The sequence below is a fragment of the Agrobacterium sp. SOY23 genome, from assembly GCF_027212525.1.
GTDB lineage: Bacteria > Pseudomonadota > Alphaproteobacteria > Rhizobiales > Rhizobiaceae > Agrobacterium > Agrobacterium tumefaciens_I.
In genome coordinates this window covers 510,896-528,283 of record NZ_JAPWDT010000004.1, presented here as the reverse complement: position 1 = coordinate 528,283, position 17,388 = coordinate 510,896, and the positions used below count along the sequence as shown (strand labels likewise).

Here is a 17,388-nt window from a genome sequence, read left to right as displayed (position 1 = left end):
CCCGTTTTTCGGGCTTGTGAAGAAGCTACACGCGACCGGCGAACAGCCGATTGCAAAAAGCGGCGCAATTTAATTCAAATTGTATCTATTCTCCTCGTATCGGGACGCCTGCCATCAATTCATTCGCATTTTAACAGTCCATGTTAAGCATAATTGCGACAGAGGCCGCGCGTTCCGGGCGAAAGCGGCCGCCCGCTTTGCCACAAAGGTTAACGCGATGGCAAAAATGAAGCGAAATCCGTCGCTTACCCGTCATTAACCATGATTGGCAAAGCTTGGAATAAATGCCCCGTAATGGGACTGCGGCGCATTTGAGAGGCCTTTGAGGCCATTCTTTTTATCCATTCCTTAAGCCGCCGCCTTCTATTGTCGGAGCCGTTGGAACCGCCTCAGGGATTCGGTGTTGGTATTGCGTAATATGAGAGAAAAAGCGGTCGCATTGGTCGACCATGCCGCGGGCAGATGGCTTGCGCGCATGGAAGAGGACGCCGAAAGGCGCGCCGGAACCGTTGCGCGCCTGCGCTGGCTGATCGCCTTCAGCGCCGTCGGCCTTCTTGTCGTACCAGCCCTCTTCAGCCTCGTTTTCAGCCCCGCCATCGCGCTGCCCATCGGCGCTGCCCTGGTGCTGGCGCTGTTTCTGGCCGCCGCCGCGCTGCTGATTGCCTTTTCACGTCCCGCACGCGGTGCGTCTCCGTTTGCCACGGCGTCTGGCGATAACGACCTGATCGCCGCTTCGCAGGTGCCGGGCCTCGTGCTGGTCATCGGTGAAACCGGCTTCGTTGAACACGTCTCCGGCCGCGATCGCGCAACCTTCCCGGCCGATCTTCAGGCCAGCAAGGGCCATGCCATCGTTGAATATGTCTATGTCTCCGATCGCCTCGAGCTGATGCAGGCTTTCGATCTGCTGCGGCAGGGTGAGGACAGGGCCGGCGCCGAGCTTCGCTTCGAAACAGGCGCGAAGTCGCGCCAGGCGCAGTTCATGCACGCGCGTATCGAGATGACGGCGATCCGCAGCGCCGGCGGCCGCCTGCGCCGCATCATCGCCCAGCTTTCCGATGTCACCGAGGTGGAGCGCCTGCGCCGCGATGTCGCCCGCAAGGCAGCGGAGGCGGAATCGGCCAATGACGCCAAGTCGCGTTTCCTTGCCGCCGTCAGCCATGAGTTGCGCACGCCGCTCAACGCCGTTCTCGGTTTTTCCGACATTCTGGCGGGCGAATATTTCGGCCGGCTGGAAAATGACCGCCAGCGGGAATATGTCGGCCTGATCCGCCAGTCCGGTGCGCATCTGCTGTCCGTCGTCAACACCATGCTGGATATGAGCAAGCTGGAAGCCGGCCGTTACGAGCTGATGATGGAAAGCTTCCCGATTGCCGAAACCATCTCGTCCTGCGAGGCCATGCTCGGCCTGCAGGCGAAGGAAAAAGGCCTGACATTGACCAGCCGCATCCAGCGCGGTATCGGCGAAATCTCGGCCGACCAGCGCGCCATCCGGCAGGTTCTCATCAATCTCGCCGGCAATGCCATCAAATTCACCGATGCCGGTGGTGTGGTGTCGATCGACGCCGCGCGTGAGGGTGGGATGCTGAAGCTGACGGTCAGCGATACCGGCATCGGCATCGCGTCCGACAAGATTGACCTGCTGGGCCAGCCCTTCATGCAGGTTCAGAATGAATATACCCGTCGCTATGAGGGCACGGGTCTGGGATTGTCCCTGGTCAAGGGGCTTGTGGCACTGCATGGCGGCACTTTCGCCATCGCCAGCAAGCCCGGCGAGGGGACGGTCGTAACGATCACCCTGCCTGCCGACGGTTCCGGCATGGCGGGTGGCGGCGAAAGCGCTGAAACCGAAAGCATGGTGGAATTTCCCCCACGTATCCGGCAGCTCGGCGACATGGCCGCGAAGATGAAGAAGGATGGTGACGATGGCTCCGCGAAAGCGAAAATCGCCTAAGAAAACAACGGCCCAGATCGGCGCCGGGCTTGTTTCCTTGGTGGTTTCGGCCATCGGGCGCGAAATCCTGCGCCATCCGAGAATGGTGGGCGGCTGCGGGGCCTTCGTGGTCGTTTTCGGTTTCGTCGCCGCCAATGCGCTCTGGTATCAGCCGGGCGTGCACCCGTCGCCTTTCCTGCGCACGCGCGATGCGGAAAATCCGAACGGCATTGCCGGTTATCGCCCGACCGAACATCTCGGCGCGCAGGGCAATGTCACGACCTTCCGTATAGAGCGCCCCGCCGAGACCGAAACGGCACAGACACCGCCCGCTGAAACCGCCGCACTTCCCACCGCCGAAAGCCAGAAGCCGCAGCAGATCGTTGCCGATATTCAGGCCGAACTGAAGAAGCGCGGGCTTTACGAGGGCGAGGCGGATGGCCGCATGGGGCCGAAGACCGCTGCCGCCATCATGTTCTTTGAAGAAACGCTCGGCATGGAACAAACTGGCGAGCCGACGACCAGGGTGCTGGCCGCACTCAGGATCGATGGCGCAACGGTTGCGGCAATTCCCAAAGACCGGCCTTCCGACACTGGCGGTGGCGTGGAGATCGATCCCGTCGCGGCCGCCATCCGCAAGGCGGAAACACCACGCCCAAAGGCCGAACCCGCCTCGCTCAACAGCGCGGCAGCCGCTCTCCGGCCGGCAAACCGCGAATTGATCGCCAAGATCCAGCAGGGCCTGATCAATATCGCCTATGCCGGCGTGAAGGTGGACGGCGTGGCCGGCGACCAGACCCGCAACGCCATCCGCGCTTTCGAAAAACATTATCGCCTGCCGGAAACCGGCGAGCCGAGCGAAGTGGTGCTGAAGAAGCTGAAGTCGATCGGGGCGCTTTGAGGCTTTGACTGCGGCCGAGGGTGCGTGGGGCTTACCCCCCTCTGCCCTGCCGGGCATCTCCCCCACAAGGGGGGAGATCGGCAAGCGGCGCTACCACCACCTCATTCGCTGATGTTGAGATTGGCACGACCTTGCCGCACATCGATCTCCCCCCTTGAGGGGGAGATGCCCGGCAGGGCAGAGGGGGGAAGCCCCACGACCTTCAGCCGCGTAAAATCAACATCGAGAGCACGTCCAACCGTTTTCATCGAAAGCCAACCCATGCGTCTCAAATCCGAAATGTTCGTCTCAGCCCTCATCCGCCGGGTCTTTGCCGCCGGTGGATTTGCCGCTGTCGAAAAGAAGGGGGCGGAGGAGGCGGGGGCGATCTTCATTCGCCAGCGGCTGCGCGATGGCCGCGAGAACCTCTATGGGCCCGCGCCGCAGAGTTTTGCCGATGACGAGTATATCCGTATCGAGCGCCGTTTCGAAACACGTCTGGCCGGTGTGGAGGGTGAGGAAAGCGCCGCATTGCTGGAAAGGGAACAGCGCTTCGACAGCGATCTGTGGGTCGTGGAGATAGAAACGGACGAGATCGGCAATCTCCTGACGCTGGTGGACCAGCCGCAGGCATAAAGCGTTTGCGTAAAGGCAAAAATGCAAAGCGCGTCAATGTGTTCGATTGAACGTGACGCGCTTTGGATGGTCGGCCGCTGGCTTTATCCCCGCGTTCCGGTTCGGTGAACAACCGGTGCGCTGCGGGCTGGCCGTTCGCGGCCATGTGTATAGCTGTCGGCCCGCCGCCAGCTTTCCAGCCGCTCTTCGCTTTCTATGATGTCCAGGCGGTCGAGCAGGGCTTCGGCGCGGCTCATGTCGCCTTCGGCGGCGGCAAGATGCGGATAAAAGCATTGCAGGACGAAGGCCGCTTCGGAAAACTCCATTCCAAGGCCGGTCAGCGTCGTCGCCAGCTGAGCGCCGGAAATATCGAGCATGATGCGCTCCGACAGCCAGTAGCTGGAAGACAGAGAATCCGCCAGTGCCACCGCAAATTGCCGGGCATTGCGCTCGCGGGCGAAACGCACCAGCAGCGCCTCCTGCACCTCGCTCAGACGGCGAAGGCCGAGCGTGTCGCTTTCCGGGCGGTTGAGGTGATGCGCCATCTGCTTGATGCGCTGGCGCATTTCCTCCTCGAGTGCGGAAACGGCGGCGATCTTGTCCGTCTTTTCTTCCACTTTCGGCTCTTCGGGGCTGGCCGCCGCCTGCGGTTCGGCGGCAACCGTTTCTTCCTCTGGCCGTTTCAGATCTTCCGCGTGGCGCAGGCCGACAAGCGCGTCGATGACGGTGGGGGACAGGTCTTCGCGCCGGACGATGGCACGCGCATGGGCCGCCCCTTGCGTGCGGGCGATGGTGATCAGCGTATCGTCATCGAGGCTCTTCGATGCGATGAGGAAAGGGGCAGCAAGCGAAATCGGCTGGCAGGCGATGAAGAAGGCGACGGCCGAAGGCACGCTCGGGTGCTGGGAGAGCGCGGCGATGGCTTCCCGTTTGGCTTCGTCGGTGGAGGCAACAAAGAGCGGCATGAAAAGCTCGGCGAACTGCCGAAGGTCCGTTTTTGACGGATGAGACACATTCTCGAAATTCGTCACAGTGGCCATAAGTACCACATCTTTCTTCCTCGCGGCTCTTGGCCTCTCAAGTTCTCGAAACCGGTCGGTCAACGCACTACCCAACAAACGCAAACACAATATCGGCTCAAATTAGAGCAAATCCGTTGACGTCCTGTTAACTATGGGGGTGGGCAAGAGAGAAACTGCACCTATCAACAAGGAAATTTTAAAACCTTCACGACGGGTGAAATGCCATGGAACCCTGTCGGTTCGCCCTGGTTTTCAACGGATCTGGCGCGAGGAGGAATAAACCGGCGTCCGGCAATTAAGGTTAACGGATCATTAACCTCTGTCTGTTTGTAATTTCATGGGCAGTATTAGGATTCCATGTTATTCTGATTGACGGAATAAAATGCGAAAATGGCATGCTGAAGCCTGAATCTGCGCACGATCTCCGTTTACGAATCGCTTTGGATTTTTGGATCGTGCGAAAACCAGTCTGTGGACTGGCCTATGCGCAATGTGATGGTGATGACATTCCCGACGCAAGACGAGGCTTGCGCGGTTCCCATGGGCAACATTGACAATCATGTCCCGAAGAGGAGATGAGCATGGCAGAGATTATTCCAATTGGCGACGCGCGACGAAGCCTGCGCCCCGCCGGCGTGGTCGGCAAGGTGTTCGGCCCGGCGAAGGTGGTGCTGTTTACCGGCGTGCGTTATGAAAAACGCGATACCGAGCCGACCGGTAAGGTCGCGCGCAAGGGCAAATCCGCAGCGGAAACCGCCCTCAAATCCTGATTAATGAGAATGACCGGCGTTATTTCCACGGCGTCGGCTGGCATTTTGCCTCGTTCAGGAACCGTTCCGCCTCTTCGCCGAAACTCGGCTGCGGCACCATGGTCCGCAACACCACATACCCTTCCGTCTGATCCGATTCCGCCAGAATGGCCTGCGAGAGCAAAGGCGGCTGCGCCTTGCGGATGGCGGCGATCTGCACCGCATCAGCCACCAGAATATCCATCTCGCCGCCGGCGGAGGTGCGGTCGTTCATGCTGAACACCTCGTTCGAGGCCTTGTCGTAAACCGCAACGGACCAGAAGGGCACCGCGCCGATGGCTGTGAGCCTGACCGGCTTTTCCTCGATGTTGAAGGTGCACACGGCCACCCGCATGAAGGGGTCGCCGCTGCCCAGCGTCTTTTTCTCCGTCGTTTCCTCGAGCAGATGAAACAGATGCGGTTTTCCTTCCGCCACGGCCCGCGTATAGGCGTCGCGATTGCTGAAATGCGGTATCGCCAGAAGAATGATGACATGCAGCACGGCGGCGGCGACGAGGCCGGTGACGATGGCGAGTAGGATCCTAAGCATTGCCACACCCCAGCTTGCGGATTTGCGGCATGGAAATGTCGATCAGGCCGGAACTGCCGGCAACCGGCGTGTCGAGTAGCGTCATGACGAGCTTGAAGGTCTGGCCCTGCGGCACCGCCAGCCAGTTGTAGGGCTGGGCGTCGGGGGCAATGGTGACGTCGACGCCGCCATCGGCGCTGCGCAGAAGCGTGCGGGAATTCAGCGCGAAGGGCCGCCCGGCATCTTCGGCCAGCACATTGCCCTGCTGGTCGGCGGTATAAAGCGTCCAGAACCGTGCGGGCGGCACGGTGCCGGCCAGCCGGTAGCGGCATTCACCGCTCAGGCGCTGGCCATCGCTGTCGACGGAGGCGGTGAAAGCCAGCCCTTCCGCTGTTCCGTAAAGCAGCTTGCCGGCATCGGCGCGGTGCGATTTGGCGTAGGGGTCGGCTTCGATGGTCTGCGCCTCGGGAAAGGCATCCCACGAGCCGATGCGGATCGAGCCGAAGCCGGATGTCGCCTCAAGCGCTGCGAGCGTTACGGCAATACCGCCGCCAAAGGCGACCAGAAGGGCGATGCCGACAAGGAATGGAACTCGGAACACGCTGTTTTCCCGTTTATGATCAGGTCGAGGACTATCACTGATTCCCCATTTGGAAAATGGCGCGCCTTGTTTAGTCTTGGTGAAAATGATCGGATGCTTTAATTCCGTTGCTCACGCGCCCGCCACCAGCTTGAAGGCAATCGCCCACATGGTGACGGCGATGACACCTTCGAGAATGCGCCAGGCGGAAGGCTTTTCGAAAATCGGCCGCAGCCAGCGCGCGCCATAACCCAGCGAAAAGAAAAACAGCAGCGAGCCGGTGGCCGCACCCGCCGCAAAGGTCTTTTCGAAACCGGGAAACTGCGTGGAAATGGTGCCGAGCAGCACGACGGTATCGAGATAGACATGCGGATTGAGAAAGGTCAGCGCGAGACAGATGGCGAGCGTCTGCCACAGGCTTGCCTCCCGCCGTTCGGCCACCGAAAGCGCCTCGGATGAGCGCAGCGCCGAATGCAGGCTTTTGGCCCCATACCAGATGAGGAAGGCGGCGCCCGCATATCGCATGATCGGATCGAGCGCCGGCATGATGGCGCTGATCCGCTGAAAACCGAATACGCCGACGGTGATCAGCAGCGCATCGGAAATGGCGCAGGTGGCGCAGACGGCAAAGACATGCGAACGCGCCAGCCCCTGTTTCAGCACGAAGGCATTCTGCGCGCCGATGGCGACGATGAGGCTTAGGCCCATGGTGAGACCGGTGAAGAAAATCTGGATGTCCATGCGGGTCGGTGGCCTCTTGTCTCTGTCCATGCGGAATGGCGGACGCCGTTGCTTGCGGATCGAGTGCTTGGATATTTCGCCAAGATGGTTTAATCCAATTAAATAAACTCAGTTCGGATAAGCTAAGCTAATGCGCGACAGTGCAACTCTATTCGAGAGACGAAACTCGTGAGCCATTGCCTCCGCTCCACCTTCACCGCCCCCCAACCTCATTATTCGGTACCGTAATGCTCGACTACCCCTCCATGCGCGCCGTGGCGCTCGTCGCCCAGACCGGCAGTTTCGAAAAGGCGGCGCAGGTGTTGTGCGTCACGCCGTCCGCCGTCTCCCAGCGCATCAAGCAGCTGGAGGAGCGGCTGGGCGTGGTGCTGATCGTGCGCGGCAACCCCTGCGTGGCGACGGAGAAGGGTGAGTGGCTCTGCCGGCACATGGACCATGTCGGCATGCTGGAAAGCGAATTGTTCCGCCAGCTTCCGGCATTGGCGGAAGCGGGATCGGCACAGGAGCGGGTGACGCTCAACATCGCCACCAATGCCGACAGCCTCGGCACCTGGTTTCTGGATGCGGTGTCGAAATTCACCGGCGGCAGCGATTATCTCGTCAATATCGCGGTGGACGACCAGGATCACACGGTGGAATGGCTGCGCGGCGGCAGGGTACTCGCCGCCGTCACCGCCCATGACAAGCCGGTGCAGGGCTGCCGGGTGACGCCGCTCGGCGTGCTGCGCTATCACGCCACCGCCAGCCCTGATTTCATGGCCCGCCATTTTGCCGATGGCGTGACGCCCGCCGCGCTTGCCCGCGCGCCGGGGCTTACCTTCAACCAGAAAGACCGGTTGCAGGCGGGCTGGATCCGGCAGGCGCTGGGCGAGGATGTCTCCTATCCCACCCACTGGTTGCCTTCGACCGATGGTTTCGTAAAGGCAAGCCTCGCCGGCATGGGTTGGGGGCTCAATCCGGTGCAGCTGGTGGGCGAGTATCTGGCCGGCGGACGGCTGGTTGAGCTGATACCCGGCATGCCGCTCGATATTCCGCTTTATTGGCAGGTGAACCGTTTGGCCGCCGACCGCCTCGGCGCGCTGACATCGCATATGGTGGAAACGGCGAGGGCGGTGTTGTTGCGGTGAGGCGTCTCGCGCTGGATTACGTTTTTGCGATTTGGAGAGACGGGAGCCGTAGAGCAAGTGGCTCACCCCCCTCTGTCCTGCCGGACATCTCTCCCACAAGGGGGGAGATCGGGTGGGGCTTCTGCCTCAGTCCCGCGCAGCCGTCTCAACGGGGCTTAGGCGGATTTCAAACATGGTGAGCAAGCCGCTTGCCGATCTCCCTCCTTGTGGGGGAGATGCCCGGCAGGGCAGAGGGGGGTAAGCCTCACACTCCGAAAGCAACCTCTTAAGCGGCCCAACTTCACCGCCAAGCCGCATCCTCCTTGCCGTCCCGCAACGTCGCATCCGCCACCTTCTGCGTCGTCACACTCAACGCCGTGGCTTCCTTCATCTTCCGCCCGATCGAGCGGATCACACGCGTCGCCTCGGCGGAAAGCGAGCGCGGACGGGTCAGCGCCGGCATGGCGGGTGTGTTGGCGGAGGCGGCCGCCACTTCCGCCGAAGGCTGCGGGCGGGCGCCCGTCGGCAGCGGGTTCTGGATGCCGGGGATGGGGCGCAGCTCCATGCCCTGATGGGCATAATCCATCAGCCGCTTGAAGGTCATGGCGGGAAGCGCGCCGCCGGTCATGTTGTTCATCGGCGTGAATTCGTCGTTGCCGAACCAGACCGCGGTCGTGTAGTTGCCGGTGAAGCCCACATACCAGGCGTCGCGATAGGCCTGCGAAGTGCCGGTCTTGCCGCCGGAGACGATGCCGTTTTCCAGCGCGCCGCGCCGGGCCGTGCCCATGACGGGAATGGTCACCAGCATCTGGTTCATCTTGGAATTGGCTTCTTCGGAAAGCACCCGTTTGGCGGGCGGCTCGTTGTGGCTGAAATCGTAGAGAACATTGCCCTCGTAATCCAGCACCTGCTCGATGCCGTGGCGGCGTGACTGCATGCCGTCGGCCGGGAATACGGCATAGGCCGTCGCCTGATCGAGCACGGTCACTTCCGATGTGCCGAGCGGAATGGTCTTGTCGCTGCGCAGCGGCGTGGCGACACCCATCGCCTTGGCGGTATCGACGATCACCTGCGTGCCGAGCACATCCTTGGCGAGCCGGACCGGCACGGTATTGTAGGATTTGGCGAGCGCCATCTGCAGCGTCACCTTGCCGGCATAGGAACGGCCGTAGTTCTGCGGCGACCAGCCGCGCCATGTCACCGGCGCGTCGGAGATCAGTGTCTCGGGCTTCATGCCCTTTTCCATGGCGGCCGAGTAGGTATAGACCTTGAAGGAGGAACCCGGCTGGCGAAGCGCCGCCGTGGCGCGGTTGAACTGGCTTTCGCCATAGTCGCGCCCGCCGACCATGGCGCGCACGCCGCCGCCATTTTCGATCATCACCATCGCGCCCTGCTTGACGCGGTAACCTTCGCCATATTCGCGCAGGCCCATTTCCATCGCCTGTTCGGCTGCCTGCTGCAGGCCGGTATCGATGGTGGTGCGCACGACGACGGTGTGGTCCTTGAATTTGCCCTCGGCGGCCAGCCGCTGCACTTCGTCGAAAGCCCAGTCGAGGAAATAATCCGGCGCCTTCACATCGGCGCGGTCGATGACGGTGGCCGGGTTGCGCCGCGCACCGATCACCTGGCCCTCGGTCATCAGCCCGCTCTGCACCAGGTTGGAAAGCACGGTGTTGGCACGGGCGCGGGCCGCCGGCAGGTTCACATGTGGCGCATATTTGGCCGGCGCCTTGAACAGGCCGGCCAGAATGGCGGATTCGGCCAGCGTCACATCGGTCAGGTTCTTGCCGAAATAAAACTGCGCCGCCGCCGCCGCGCCGAAGGTGCCGCCGCCCATATAGGCGCGGTCGAGATAAAGGCTGAGGATTTCCTTCTTCGACATGTTGGTCTCGAGCCACAGCGCGAGGAAGGCTTCCTTGATCTTGCGCTCCAGCGAGCGCTCATTGGTGAGGAACAGGTTCTTGGCGAGCTGCTGCGTCAGCGTCGAGCCGCCCTGTACCACGCCGCCGGCGCGGGCGTTTTCGCTCATGGCGCGGGCAAGGCCGATGAAATCGATGCCGAAATGGTCGAAGAAACGCCGGTCTTCAGTCGCCAGCACCGCCTTGATGAAATGATCCGGCATCTGGTCGATCGGTACGGAATCTTCATGAATGATGCCGCGGTGGCCGATGGTGTTGCCGTAACGATCAAGGAAGGTGACGGCGAAATCGCCGCGGTAACGCCAGTCCTTCTTGGTTTCCTCGAAAGCCGGCATGGCGAGCGCCAGAAGCACGACGGAACCCGCCGTTCCGAAGGTCAGCGCGTCGCAGGTGAGGTTGACGAGAAGCTTTCTCCAGCCGCGCACATGCAGCTTGCGTGAAGCGATGGTGACGTCTTCCCAGAAATCCACCAGCCGTGCCGCAGCCGTCCACAGACCGGAGTCGATGAAGCTATCGATCCGGAGCAGGATATGCCGTTTTTTACGGCCTTTTTTATCGTCTTTTTCTTCCTGCACCTGGCGATGTTTTCCTGTTCAACGCAACGCGGACGTCGGTATTTCTGCGTTTCAACCCATTCCCGACGCAAAACCATGGCATGCTTGTGTCGGAATTGCTTGACGCGGCGGCTTCTTGCGGGCCAATGACCCTCTGCCGTCCGCCAATCTTCATAAAATATCGTACAAACCAGCCCTTGGCGATACGATATAAAGGATTAGGGACCGGTTAAATACTCCCGTCCAAGAGATCAAAATGAAACGGAAATGTTAACGATGAATGACGCGCCGTTCTGGAAAACCAAATCACTCGCGGAGATGACCGGCGAGGAATGGGAAAGCCTGTGCGACGGCTGCGGCCTGTGCTGTCTCAACAAGCTGGAGGACTGGGACACCGGCGAAGTGGCCTTCACTTCGGTGCGCTGCGTGTTGCTGGATGGCGAAAGCTGTCGATGCTCCGATTATGAAAACCGCCGCGCCACCGTGCCGGACTGTATCCAGCTCGACCTGAAGAAGGTGCATGAGATCGGCTGGCTGCCGCCCACCTGCGCCTATGCGCTGGTGCGTGACGGAAGAGACCTCTACTGGTGGCATTATCTCGTTTCCGGCGATACGCAGACGGTGCATCAGGCCGGCATTTCGGCGCGCGGGCGCACCGTCAGCGAGGCCGACGTGGATGTTGACGACTTCGAGGATTATGTGGTCGACTGGCCCCTGACAGTGGGTGAGAAGGCGGGCGAAAAGGAGCGGACCTGACGGAAAGCGGCAATTTTCGTTTTGGTCCTATTCCTGCCCCATCCGTTACCTAAACCGCTCTCACCATTCCGGCAAATGATCCGCAAAATGTGGACAAGGGACATCAAAACGCATGCGCTACCGGCTGCCCGCCATCGTTCTTTCGTGCCTTGCCCTTCCGGGCCTCCTGCCGTTTTCCGCTTTTGCCCAGCAACAACCGCAGGCCTTCGAGTGCACGCTGGTCACCTCCATCGAAACGGGGGCGATCATCAACCAGCAGGGCGCCTGCGACCAGCGCGTGGCACCGGCCTCCACCTTCAAGGTACCGCTGGCGCTGATCGGTTACGATGCCGGCATACTTCTGGATGAGAAGTCGCCCGCCTGGGACTGGAAGCCGGGCACGGAAGCCCGCGCCTCGGACCGCAAGACGGTCGATCCCTCGATATGGGAACAGGATTCGGTGCTTTGGTATTCCCGCGAAATCACCCGCCGCCTCGGCCCGGAAAAATTCGCGGCCTATGTGAAGCGCCTCGGTTATGGCAATGCCGATGTGTCCGGTGAGCCGGGCAAGAATAACGGGCTCACCCATTCCTGGCTCGGCTCGTCGCTCACGGTTTCGCCGGTGGAGCAGGTCGGCTTCCTCCGCCGCCTTCTGGCCGGCAATCTGCCGGTCTCGCGCGATGCACAGGCCAAGACAAGGGCGATCGTGCCTGTCTTCGATGCGCCGGAAAGCTGGAGCGTGCATGGCAAGACAGGCACCGGCTACATGCGCGACGAAAAGGGCAATCCCGACCGCAACCGCCCCTTCGGCTGGTTCGTTGGCTGGGCGGAAAGAGAAGGTCAGCATATCGTCTTCGCAAGGCTGCGCGTCTCCGACAAGCCATCGAACGAGCCGCTCGGACCGGCGGTGCGCGACGCCTTCCTGCGCGATATTCCGCGGCTGGCGGTGCATCGGTAAAGAACCGCGCGGCCGGAGCGCCTTGAACCCGGAAAAGGATGTCGGGATATGTCGAACGCCTCCCGCGATGTCATCGGGCTCTATACGGACCACGGCGCCGATTTCGACAGGGAGCGCGGTCGTTCCCTTGCCGAAAGACCCTGGCTGGACAGGTTCACCTCGCTTTTGCCCGACCGCGGCTCCATACTCGATATCGGCTGCGGTTCAGGCGAGCCGATTGCCGGCTATTTCATCGCCAACGGTTATGACGTCACGGGTATCGATGCCTCGCTGCCGTTGATCCAACTTTGCCGCAGCCGGTTTCCGGAAAATCTCTGGGCGGTCGCGGATATGCGCGAACTGGCCCTTGGCCGCCGCTTCGACGGCCTGATTGCCTGGCACAGTTTTTTCCACCTGAGCCCCGAGGACCAGCACCGGATGTTCGGTATCTTTCGCCAGCATGCCAATGAGGGTGCGGCCCTGATGTTCACCGCCGGGCCGGGGCGAGGCGAAGCAATCGGCACCTTTCAGGGCAGGCCGCTTTATCACGCCAGCCTTGCGCGCGAAGACTATGAAAGCCTGCTGGCCGCACACGGTTTCCGGCTCCTCGATCACATCGTCAACGATCCGCAATGCGGTGGGGCGACGGTTTATCTCGCCAGACGAGTGGCGGCCTGAAAAGCGACCGCGCGGTCGTCCGATCGCAGCGATAAGACGTGCAAATTCCTGCTTTTATGGTCGATGCCTATGCTCACGATTCCGTGTTCAACAAAAAACTTGCCGTACCTTGACCTTCCCATCATGGGAAGCCCTACATAAGGTCTCGAAAGGGGATTTCCCATGAACGAGACAGTCAGACACGCCCATTCAAATCAACCGGTTTCCGTGCCCGTCGAGGGCATGACCTGCGCCTCCTGCGTGCGTCGTGTGGAAACCGCCGCGGCCAAGGTGCCGGGTGTTGCTTCGAGCTCCGTGAACTTCGCCACGAAGAAGCTTACCGTCGAGCCGGCCGAAGGATTCTCAGCGAGAACGCTCGGCGCCGCCATCAAGAAGGTCGGTTACGATATCGCGCCGGAGCGGCAGGAATTCGCAGTCGACGGTTTGCAGGGTGAGGCGGAGGCCGCGCGGTTGAAGGCCGTTCTGGAAGCCGTCGCCACCACCGTCGACGTGAAGGTCGACGCTGCAGCCGGCAAGGTCGCGGTCGAAACCATCGGTGGCCGGCGTGAGCGGGATGCGCTGGTGGAAACGGCGAAGCTCGCCGGCTTTGCGTTGAAGACACCGAAACCGCACGACCACTCCGCCCATCACGATCACAGCCAGCACCATGGCCACCATCAGGGCCACGGCCAGATGCCGGCCGGTGAAAGTGGCGGCCATGACCATATGCAGCATGCCGGTGAGGAGGGTGCGCTGAAGCGTGACCTGACGATTGCCGCCATCCTGACGGCGCCGCTTTTCGTGCTGGAAATGGGCGGCCATCTCTATGAGCCGATGCATCACTGGCTGATGGGCATCATCGAGACCCAGAACCTCTATTACATCTATTTCGCGCTGGCGACCGCGGTGATTTTCGGACCGGGCCTGCGCTTCCTCAAGACCGGTTTTCCGGCACTCTTGCGCGGCGCGCCGGAAATGAACTCGCTGGTGGCGCTGGGTGTCACGGCCGCCTATCTCTATTCCGTCGTGGCGACCTTCGCGCCTGGCCTGCTGCCGGAAGAAGCGCAGTTCGTCTATTATGAAGCGGCAACCGTCATCGTGACGCTGATCCTGACCGGGCGGCTTCTTGAAGCCCGCGCCAGCGGCCGCACGGGAGACGCCATCCGCAAGCTGATGAGCCTGCAGGCGAAGACCGCCCGGGTGGAGCGCGACGGCGCCACCATCGATATTTCCCCCGATGATCTGGTGGCCGGCGATATCGTCGTCATCCGTCCCGGCGAAAGGCTGGCGGTGGATGGCGAAGTCGTCGAGGGCTCGTCCTATGTCGATGAATCGATGATATCGGGCGAACCCGTGCCGGTGGAAAAGATGGTCGGCGCAACCGTTGTCGGCGGCACCATCAACAAGACCGGCGCCTTCAAGTTCAAGGCAACCAAGGTCGGCGCGGATACCATGCTGTCACAGATCATCCGCATGGTGGAAGAGGCGCAAGGCTCCAAGCTGCCGATCCAGCTTTTGGTGGATCGCGTTACCGCGCTCTTTGTACCCGTCGTCATCGCGATTGCGGTGCTGACCTTCATCGTCTGGGCGATCTTCGGCCCCGAGCCTGCCTATACATTCGCGCTGGTCAATGCGGTCGCGGTGCTCATCATCGCCTGCCCCTGTGCCATGGGTCTCGCCACGCCGACCTCGATCATGGTCGGCACCGGAAGGGCGGCGGAGCTGGGCGTGCTGTTCCGCAAGGGACAGGCCCTGCAGGAACTGCGCTCGGCCCAGATCGTCGTGGTCGACAAGACCGGCACGGTGACCAAGGGCCGCCCGGAATTGACCGATCTGGTGGTTGCGGAAGGGTTTGCCGATAATGAGGTTCTGGCGCTGGTTGCCGCTATCGAAGGCCGTTCGGAACATCCGATCGCGGAGGCTATAGTCCGGGCTGCGGAAGAAAGGAATGTGGCGACCCCTGCAGGACTCGAACCTGCGATTGTCGAAAGCTTCGAAAGCGTGACGGGTTACGGCATCGCCGCAACCGTCAATGGCCGCAAGGTCGAGGTCGGCGCGGATCGTTACATGGCCAAACTCGGCCATTCCGTGGGCATCTTCGCTGAAGCCGCCGCAAGGCTGGGAGACGAAGGCAAGACGCCGCTTTATGCCGCCATTGACGGCAGGCTGGCGGCTGCGATTGCCGTTGCCGATCCGCTGAAACCTTCGAGTGTCACCGCCATCAAGGCGCTGCAGGCGATGGGTATCGAAGTAGCGATGGTGACGGGCGACAATGAACGCACGGCGAACGCCATTGCCCGGCAGGTTGGCATTTCCCGCGTGGTGGCCGAAGTGCTGCCCGAGGGCAAGGTGAAGGCGATCCACGAGATGCGTGCAGGCGGCAAGGTGCTGGCCTTTGTGGGTGACGGCATCAATGACGCGCCGGCGCTGGCCGAGGCCGATATCGGTATTGCTGTCGGCACCGGCACGGATGTCGCCATCGAAAGCGCCGATGTGGTGCTGGTCGGCGGCGATCTTCTGGGTGCGGTCAACGCCATCGAGATGAGCCGTGCGACCATTCGCAACATCAAGGAAAACCTGTTCTGGGCTTTCGGTTATAACGTGGCGCTGATACCGGTTGCGGCGGGTGTGCTCTATCCCGCCTTCGGCATCACACTGTCGCCGATGATCGGCGCGGGCGCCATGGCGCTCTCCAGCGTCTTCGTTCTCGCCAATGCGCTGCGGTTGAAACGGGCGAAGGTGGCCCATCGGGAGGTGACGTCGTGAATATCGGCCAGGCATCGGAAGCATCGGGCGTTTCCGCCAAGATGATCCGGTATTACGAGCAGATCGGCCTCATCACGCCTGCCGCCCGCACCGGCAATAATTATCGGGTCTATGGCGAGCAGGATGTGCACAATCTGCGCTTCATCAAGCGGGCGCGCACCCTCGGTTTCTCATTGGAGGAAACCGAGACGCTGCTGAAGCTCTGGCAGGACAAGAGCCGCGAGAGTTCGGCGGTGAAGGAAATCGCGCTCGTCCACATCGCCGATCTTGAGCAGAAGATCGCCGAGATGAAGAGCATGGTGAAGACGCTCTCCCATCTCGCTCATTGTTGCGGCGGCGACCACCGGCCCGATTGCCCCATCCTCGATGATCTCGCGGGTGCCGACAAGACAGACGGCAAGCCCGCCAGAACCCACTGAATTCATTGACAGCCGGCGCGAAAATAGCGGCGTCGGCCAAAAGGAGAAAACCATGAGTGCAACCACCTTCCTGATCCCGGACATGACCTGCGGCCATTGCGAAAAGACCCTGCGCGGCGCTCTCGCCGACGTGCTCCCGGACGCCGCCGTCAATATCGACCTTTCCACCCACAGGCTCACGGTAACGGGTGATGCCGCAACCGCGGAGGAGGCGATCCGCGAAGCTGGTTATTCGCCGGAACGGGCGGGCTGACGCATCTCGTCGCTGGAATGAGGAGGAAAGATGTGCTACTGAGTAGCATTATCTTTCCTTCGAAGGCAGAGCCCCCAATGTCCGTCAAGGCATCAGTGTCCATTTCCGATCAGCAGGACAGCTTCGCCCGCAGGCTGGTGGAGGAAGGGCGTTATGCCAGTCTCAGCGCTGTTGTGCAGCGCGGTCTGGATCTGCTTCGTCAGGAAACCGAAGTAAAGGATGCGGAGCTTGCCGCGCTTCGTGACCTGCTGGCCGAGCGTGGTGAGGGGGAGTTCTTGTCGCTCAAGGACGGCAAGGATAGAACTGCGGCGATGATAGCAGCCAGGAAGGCCAGCTATGGCCTTTAAGGTCCTGCGTTCGGCGCAGACGGATCAGGACCTTGGCCTTATTCTCGACCATCTCGTTCAATCCTATCGCGATCTTGGCGACACCCTGCCGGACGCTTTCGAGCGGGCCGTCCTGCGCATCGGCGCCATCGAAGCGGATATGCTAACCCTCGGCAAAGCGCCGTTTCAGGGTACATTGATGCCCGAATTGTTGCCCGGCCTTCGTCGGGTCACAAAAAATCAGGCGATCTTTTATTTCGATGTTGTTGAAGGCGAGAAAACGTTGCGCATTCTCGCCGTCTTCTTCGGTGGGCAGGATCATCAGCGGCATATGCTGAAGCGCCTCGTATCCGGCCAGCCAAGCGGTTAAACCTCGTCGAACGCTCCACCCTCGCGCGAGGGATTGCGGTTGATCACTCGCTCCTCCGCGTCATCGGGAAGGGCGTCGATGTCGAGATCGAGCAGATCTTCGTCCATGGCGGTATCCTTTCTATCGGTTCACCCGGCAAACGGTCGGTAAGGCAGAGGGTTCCTGCCGCCGCTCATTCATTCAGTCCGGATCGGATGAAAAAGCCCGCTTGACCTCAATGGCACTTGAGGTTCTAGTTTGCCCGCCGTATCGCAAAAATGG

The 17,388-nt window shown here is 61.4% G+C and carries 19 protein-coding genes; 13 read left to right on the top strand and 6 right to left on the bottom strand.

What is annotated here, in order from left to right; translation table 11 throughout:
* Positions 1-418: 418 nt before the first annotated feature.
* Together O3S81_RS14855 and O3S81_RS14850 are read left to right on the top strand one after the other, a co-directional pair.
* Positions 419-1,951 carry a sensor histidine kinase gene (locus O3S81_RS14855; RefSeq protein WP_269344286.1) on the top strand — a complete coding sequence of 511 codons (1,533 nt, stop codon included), beginning with the start codon at positions 419-421 and terminating at the stop codon, positions 1,949-1,951.
* Entirely contained in the window at positions 1,923-2,831 is a 909-nt protein-coding gene (locus tag O3S81_RS14850) for a peptidoglycan-binding domain-containing protein (RefSeq protein ID WP_269344284.1), read from the top strand. Before O3S81_RS14855 ends, O3S81_RS14850 begins: the two co-directional genes overlap by 29 nt.
* A gap of 101 nt (positions 2,832-2,932) precedes the next feature.
* On the opposite strand, the gene O3S81_RS14845 is transcribed toward O3S81_RS14850, so the two are convergent.
* Complete coding sequence (locus O3S81_RS14845) at positions 2,933-3,079, bottom strand: hypothetical protein (RefSeq protein ID WP_269344283.1); 147 nt, start codon at positions 3,077-3,079, stop codon at positions 2,933-2,935.
* Between the two features lie 13 nt (positions 3,080-3,092).
* On the opposite strand from O3S81_RS14845, the gene O3S81_RS14840 reads away from it, so the two are divergent.
* Positions 3,093-3,446, top strand: coding sequence for a DUF1491 family protein (locus tag O3S81_RS14840; protein ID WP_269344282.1), 354 nt, complete (start codon positions 3,093-3,095; stop codon positions 3,444-3,446).
* 83 nt (positions 3,447-3,529) lie between these two features.
* Here the strand turns inward: O3S81_RS14840 and O3S81_RS14835 are convergent, their stop codons facing one another.
* Complete coding sequence (locus O3S81_RS14835) at positions 3,530-4,465, bottom strand: DUF2336 domain-containing protein (RefSeq protein WP_269344462.1); 936 nt, start codon at positions 4,463-4,465, stop codon at positions 3,530-3,532.
* Positions 4,466-5,028: 563 nt separating this feature from the next.
* Here O3S81_RS14835 and O3S81_RS14830 point away from each other — a divergent pair.
* A complete protein-coding gene (locus O3S81_RS14830) occupies positions 5,029-5,217 on the top strand; it encodes a hypothetical protein (RefSeq protein ID WP_269344281.1) in 189 nt (62 codons plus the stop codon).
* Between the two features lie 19 nt (positions 5,218-5,236).
* Here O3S81_RS14830 and O3S81_RS14825 read toward each other — a convergent pair whose 3' ends face one another.
* From O3S81_RS14825 to O3S81_RS14815, 3 genes are all read right to left on the bottom strand, one after another.
* Positions 5,237-5,785 carry a DUF1254 domain-containing protein gene (locus tag O3S81_RS14825; RefSeq protein ID WP_269344279.1) on the bottom strand — a complete coding sequence of 183 codons (549 nt, stop codon included), beginning with the start codon at positions 5,783-5,785 and terminating at the stop codon, positions 5,237-5,239.
* Positions 5,778-6,365 carry a DUF1214 domain-containing protein gene (locus O3S81_RS14820; protein WP_269344277.1) on the bottom strand — a complete coding sequence of 196 codons (588 nt, stop codon included), beginning with the start codon at positions 6,363-6,365 and terminating at the stop codon, positions 5,778-5,780. Before O3S81_RS14820 ends, O3S81_RS14825 begins: the two co-directional genes overlap by 8 nt.
* A 111-nt stretch (positions 6,366-6,476) precedes the next feature.
* Positions 6,477-7,085: a LysE/ArgO family amino acid transporter gene (locus O3S81_RS14815; RefSeq protein ID WP_269344275.1), complete on the bottom strand. Its 609-nt coding sequence runs from the start codon at positions 7,083-7,085 to the stop codon at positions 6,477-6,479.
* Between the two features lie 227 nt (positions 7,086-7,312).
* On the opposite strand from O3S81_RS14815, the gene O3S81_RS14810 reads away from it, so the two are divergent.
* Positions 7,313-8,212: a LysR family transcriptional regulator ArgP gene (locus O3S81_RS14810; RefSeq protein ID WP_269344274.1), complete on the top strand. Its 900-nt coding sequence runs from the start codon at positions 7,313-7,315 to the stop codon at positions 8,210-8,212.
* Positions 8,213-8,492: 280 nt separating this feature from the next.
* On the opposite strand, the gene O3S81_RS14805 is transcribed toward O3S81_RS14810, so the two are convergent.
* Positions 8,493-10,685, bottom strand: coding sequence for a transglycosylase domain-containing protein (locus tag O3S81_RS14805; protein WP_269344273.1), 2,193 nt, complete (start codon positions 10,683-10,685; stop codon positions 8,493-8,495).
* Positions 10,686-10,940: 255 nt separating this feature from the next.
* Between O3S81_RS14805 and O3S81_RS14800 the strand changes: the two genes are divergently transcribed.
* The 8 genes from O3S81_RS14800 (at position 10,941) to O3S81_RS14765 (ending at position 17,127) form a co-directional block, all read left to right on the top strand.
* Entirely contained in the window at positions 10,941-11,420 is a 480-nt protein-coding gene (locus O3S81_RS14800) for a YcgN family cysteine cluster protein (protein WP_269344271.1), read from the top strand.
* A gap of 112 nt (positions 11,421-11,532) precedes the next feature.
* Positions 11,533-12,357 carry a class D beta-lactamase gene (gene blaOXA / locus O3S81_RS14795; protein WP_269344269.1) on the top strand — a complete coding sequence of 275 codons (825 nt, stop codon included), beginning with the start codon at positions 11,533-11,535 and terminating at the stop codon, positions 12,355-12,357.
* A gap of 48 nt (positions 12,358-12,405) precedes the next feature.
* On the top strand, positions 12,406-13,014 hold the full coding sequence (locus O3S81_RS14790) for a class I SAM-dependent DNA methyltransferase (RefSeq protein WP_269344267.1): 609 nt from the start codon (positions 12,406-12,408) through the stop codon (positions 13,012-13,014).
* Positions 13,015-13,176: 162 nt separating this feature from the next.
* Complete coding sequence (locus O3S81_RS14785; RefSeq protein WP_269344265.1) at positions 13,177-15,759, top strand: heavy metal translocating P-type ATPase; 2,583 nt, start codon at positions 13,177-13,179, stop codon at positions 15,757-15,759.
* The gene (gene cueR, locus O3S81_RS14780) at positions 15,756-16,178 is read left to right on the top strand and encodes a Cu(I)-responsive transcriptional regulator (RefSeq protein ID WP_006311241.1); all 423 of its coding nucleotides are present in this window, start codon (positions 15,756-15,758) and stop codon (positions 16,176-16,178) included. The genes O3S81_RS14785 and cueR overlap by 4 nt, the downstream gene beginning before the upstream one ends.
* A 52-nt stretch (positions 16,179-16,230) precedes the next feature.
* Entirely contained in the window at positions 16,231-16,431 is a 201-nt protein-coding gene (locus tag O3S81_RS14775) for a heavy-metal-associated domain-containing protein (RefSeq protein WP_269344261.1), read from the top strand.
* A 77-nt stretch (positions 16,432-16,508) separates the two neighbouring features.
* Complete coding sequence (locus O3S81_RS14770) at positions 16,509-16,778, top strand: ribbon-helix-helix domain-containing protein (protein WP_269344260.1); 270 nt, start codon at positions 16,509-16,511, stop codon at positions 16,776-16,778.
* Positions 16,768-17,127 carry a type II toxin-antitoxin system RelE/ParE family toxin gene (locus O3S81_RS14765; RefSeq protein ID WP_269344258.1) on the top strand — a complete coding sequence of 120 codons (360 nt, stop codon included), beginning with the start codon at positions 16,768-16,770 and terminating at the stop codon, positions 17,125-17,127. The genes O3S81_RS14770 and O3S81_RS14765 overlap by 11 nt, the downstream gene beginning before the upstream one ends.
* Positions 17,128-17,388: the final 261 nt, after the last annotated feature.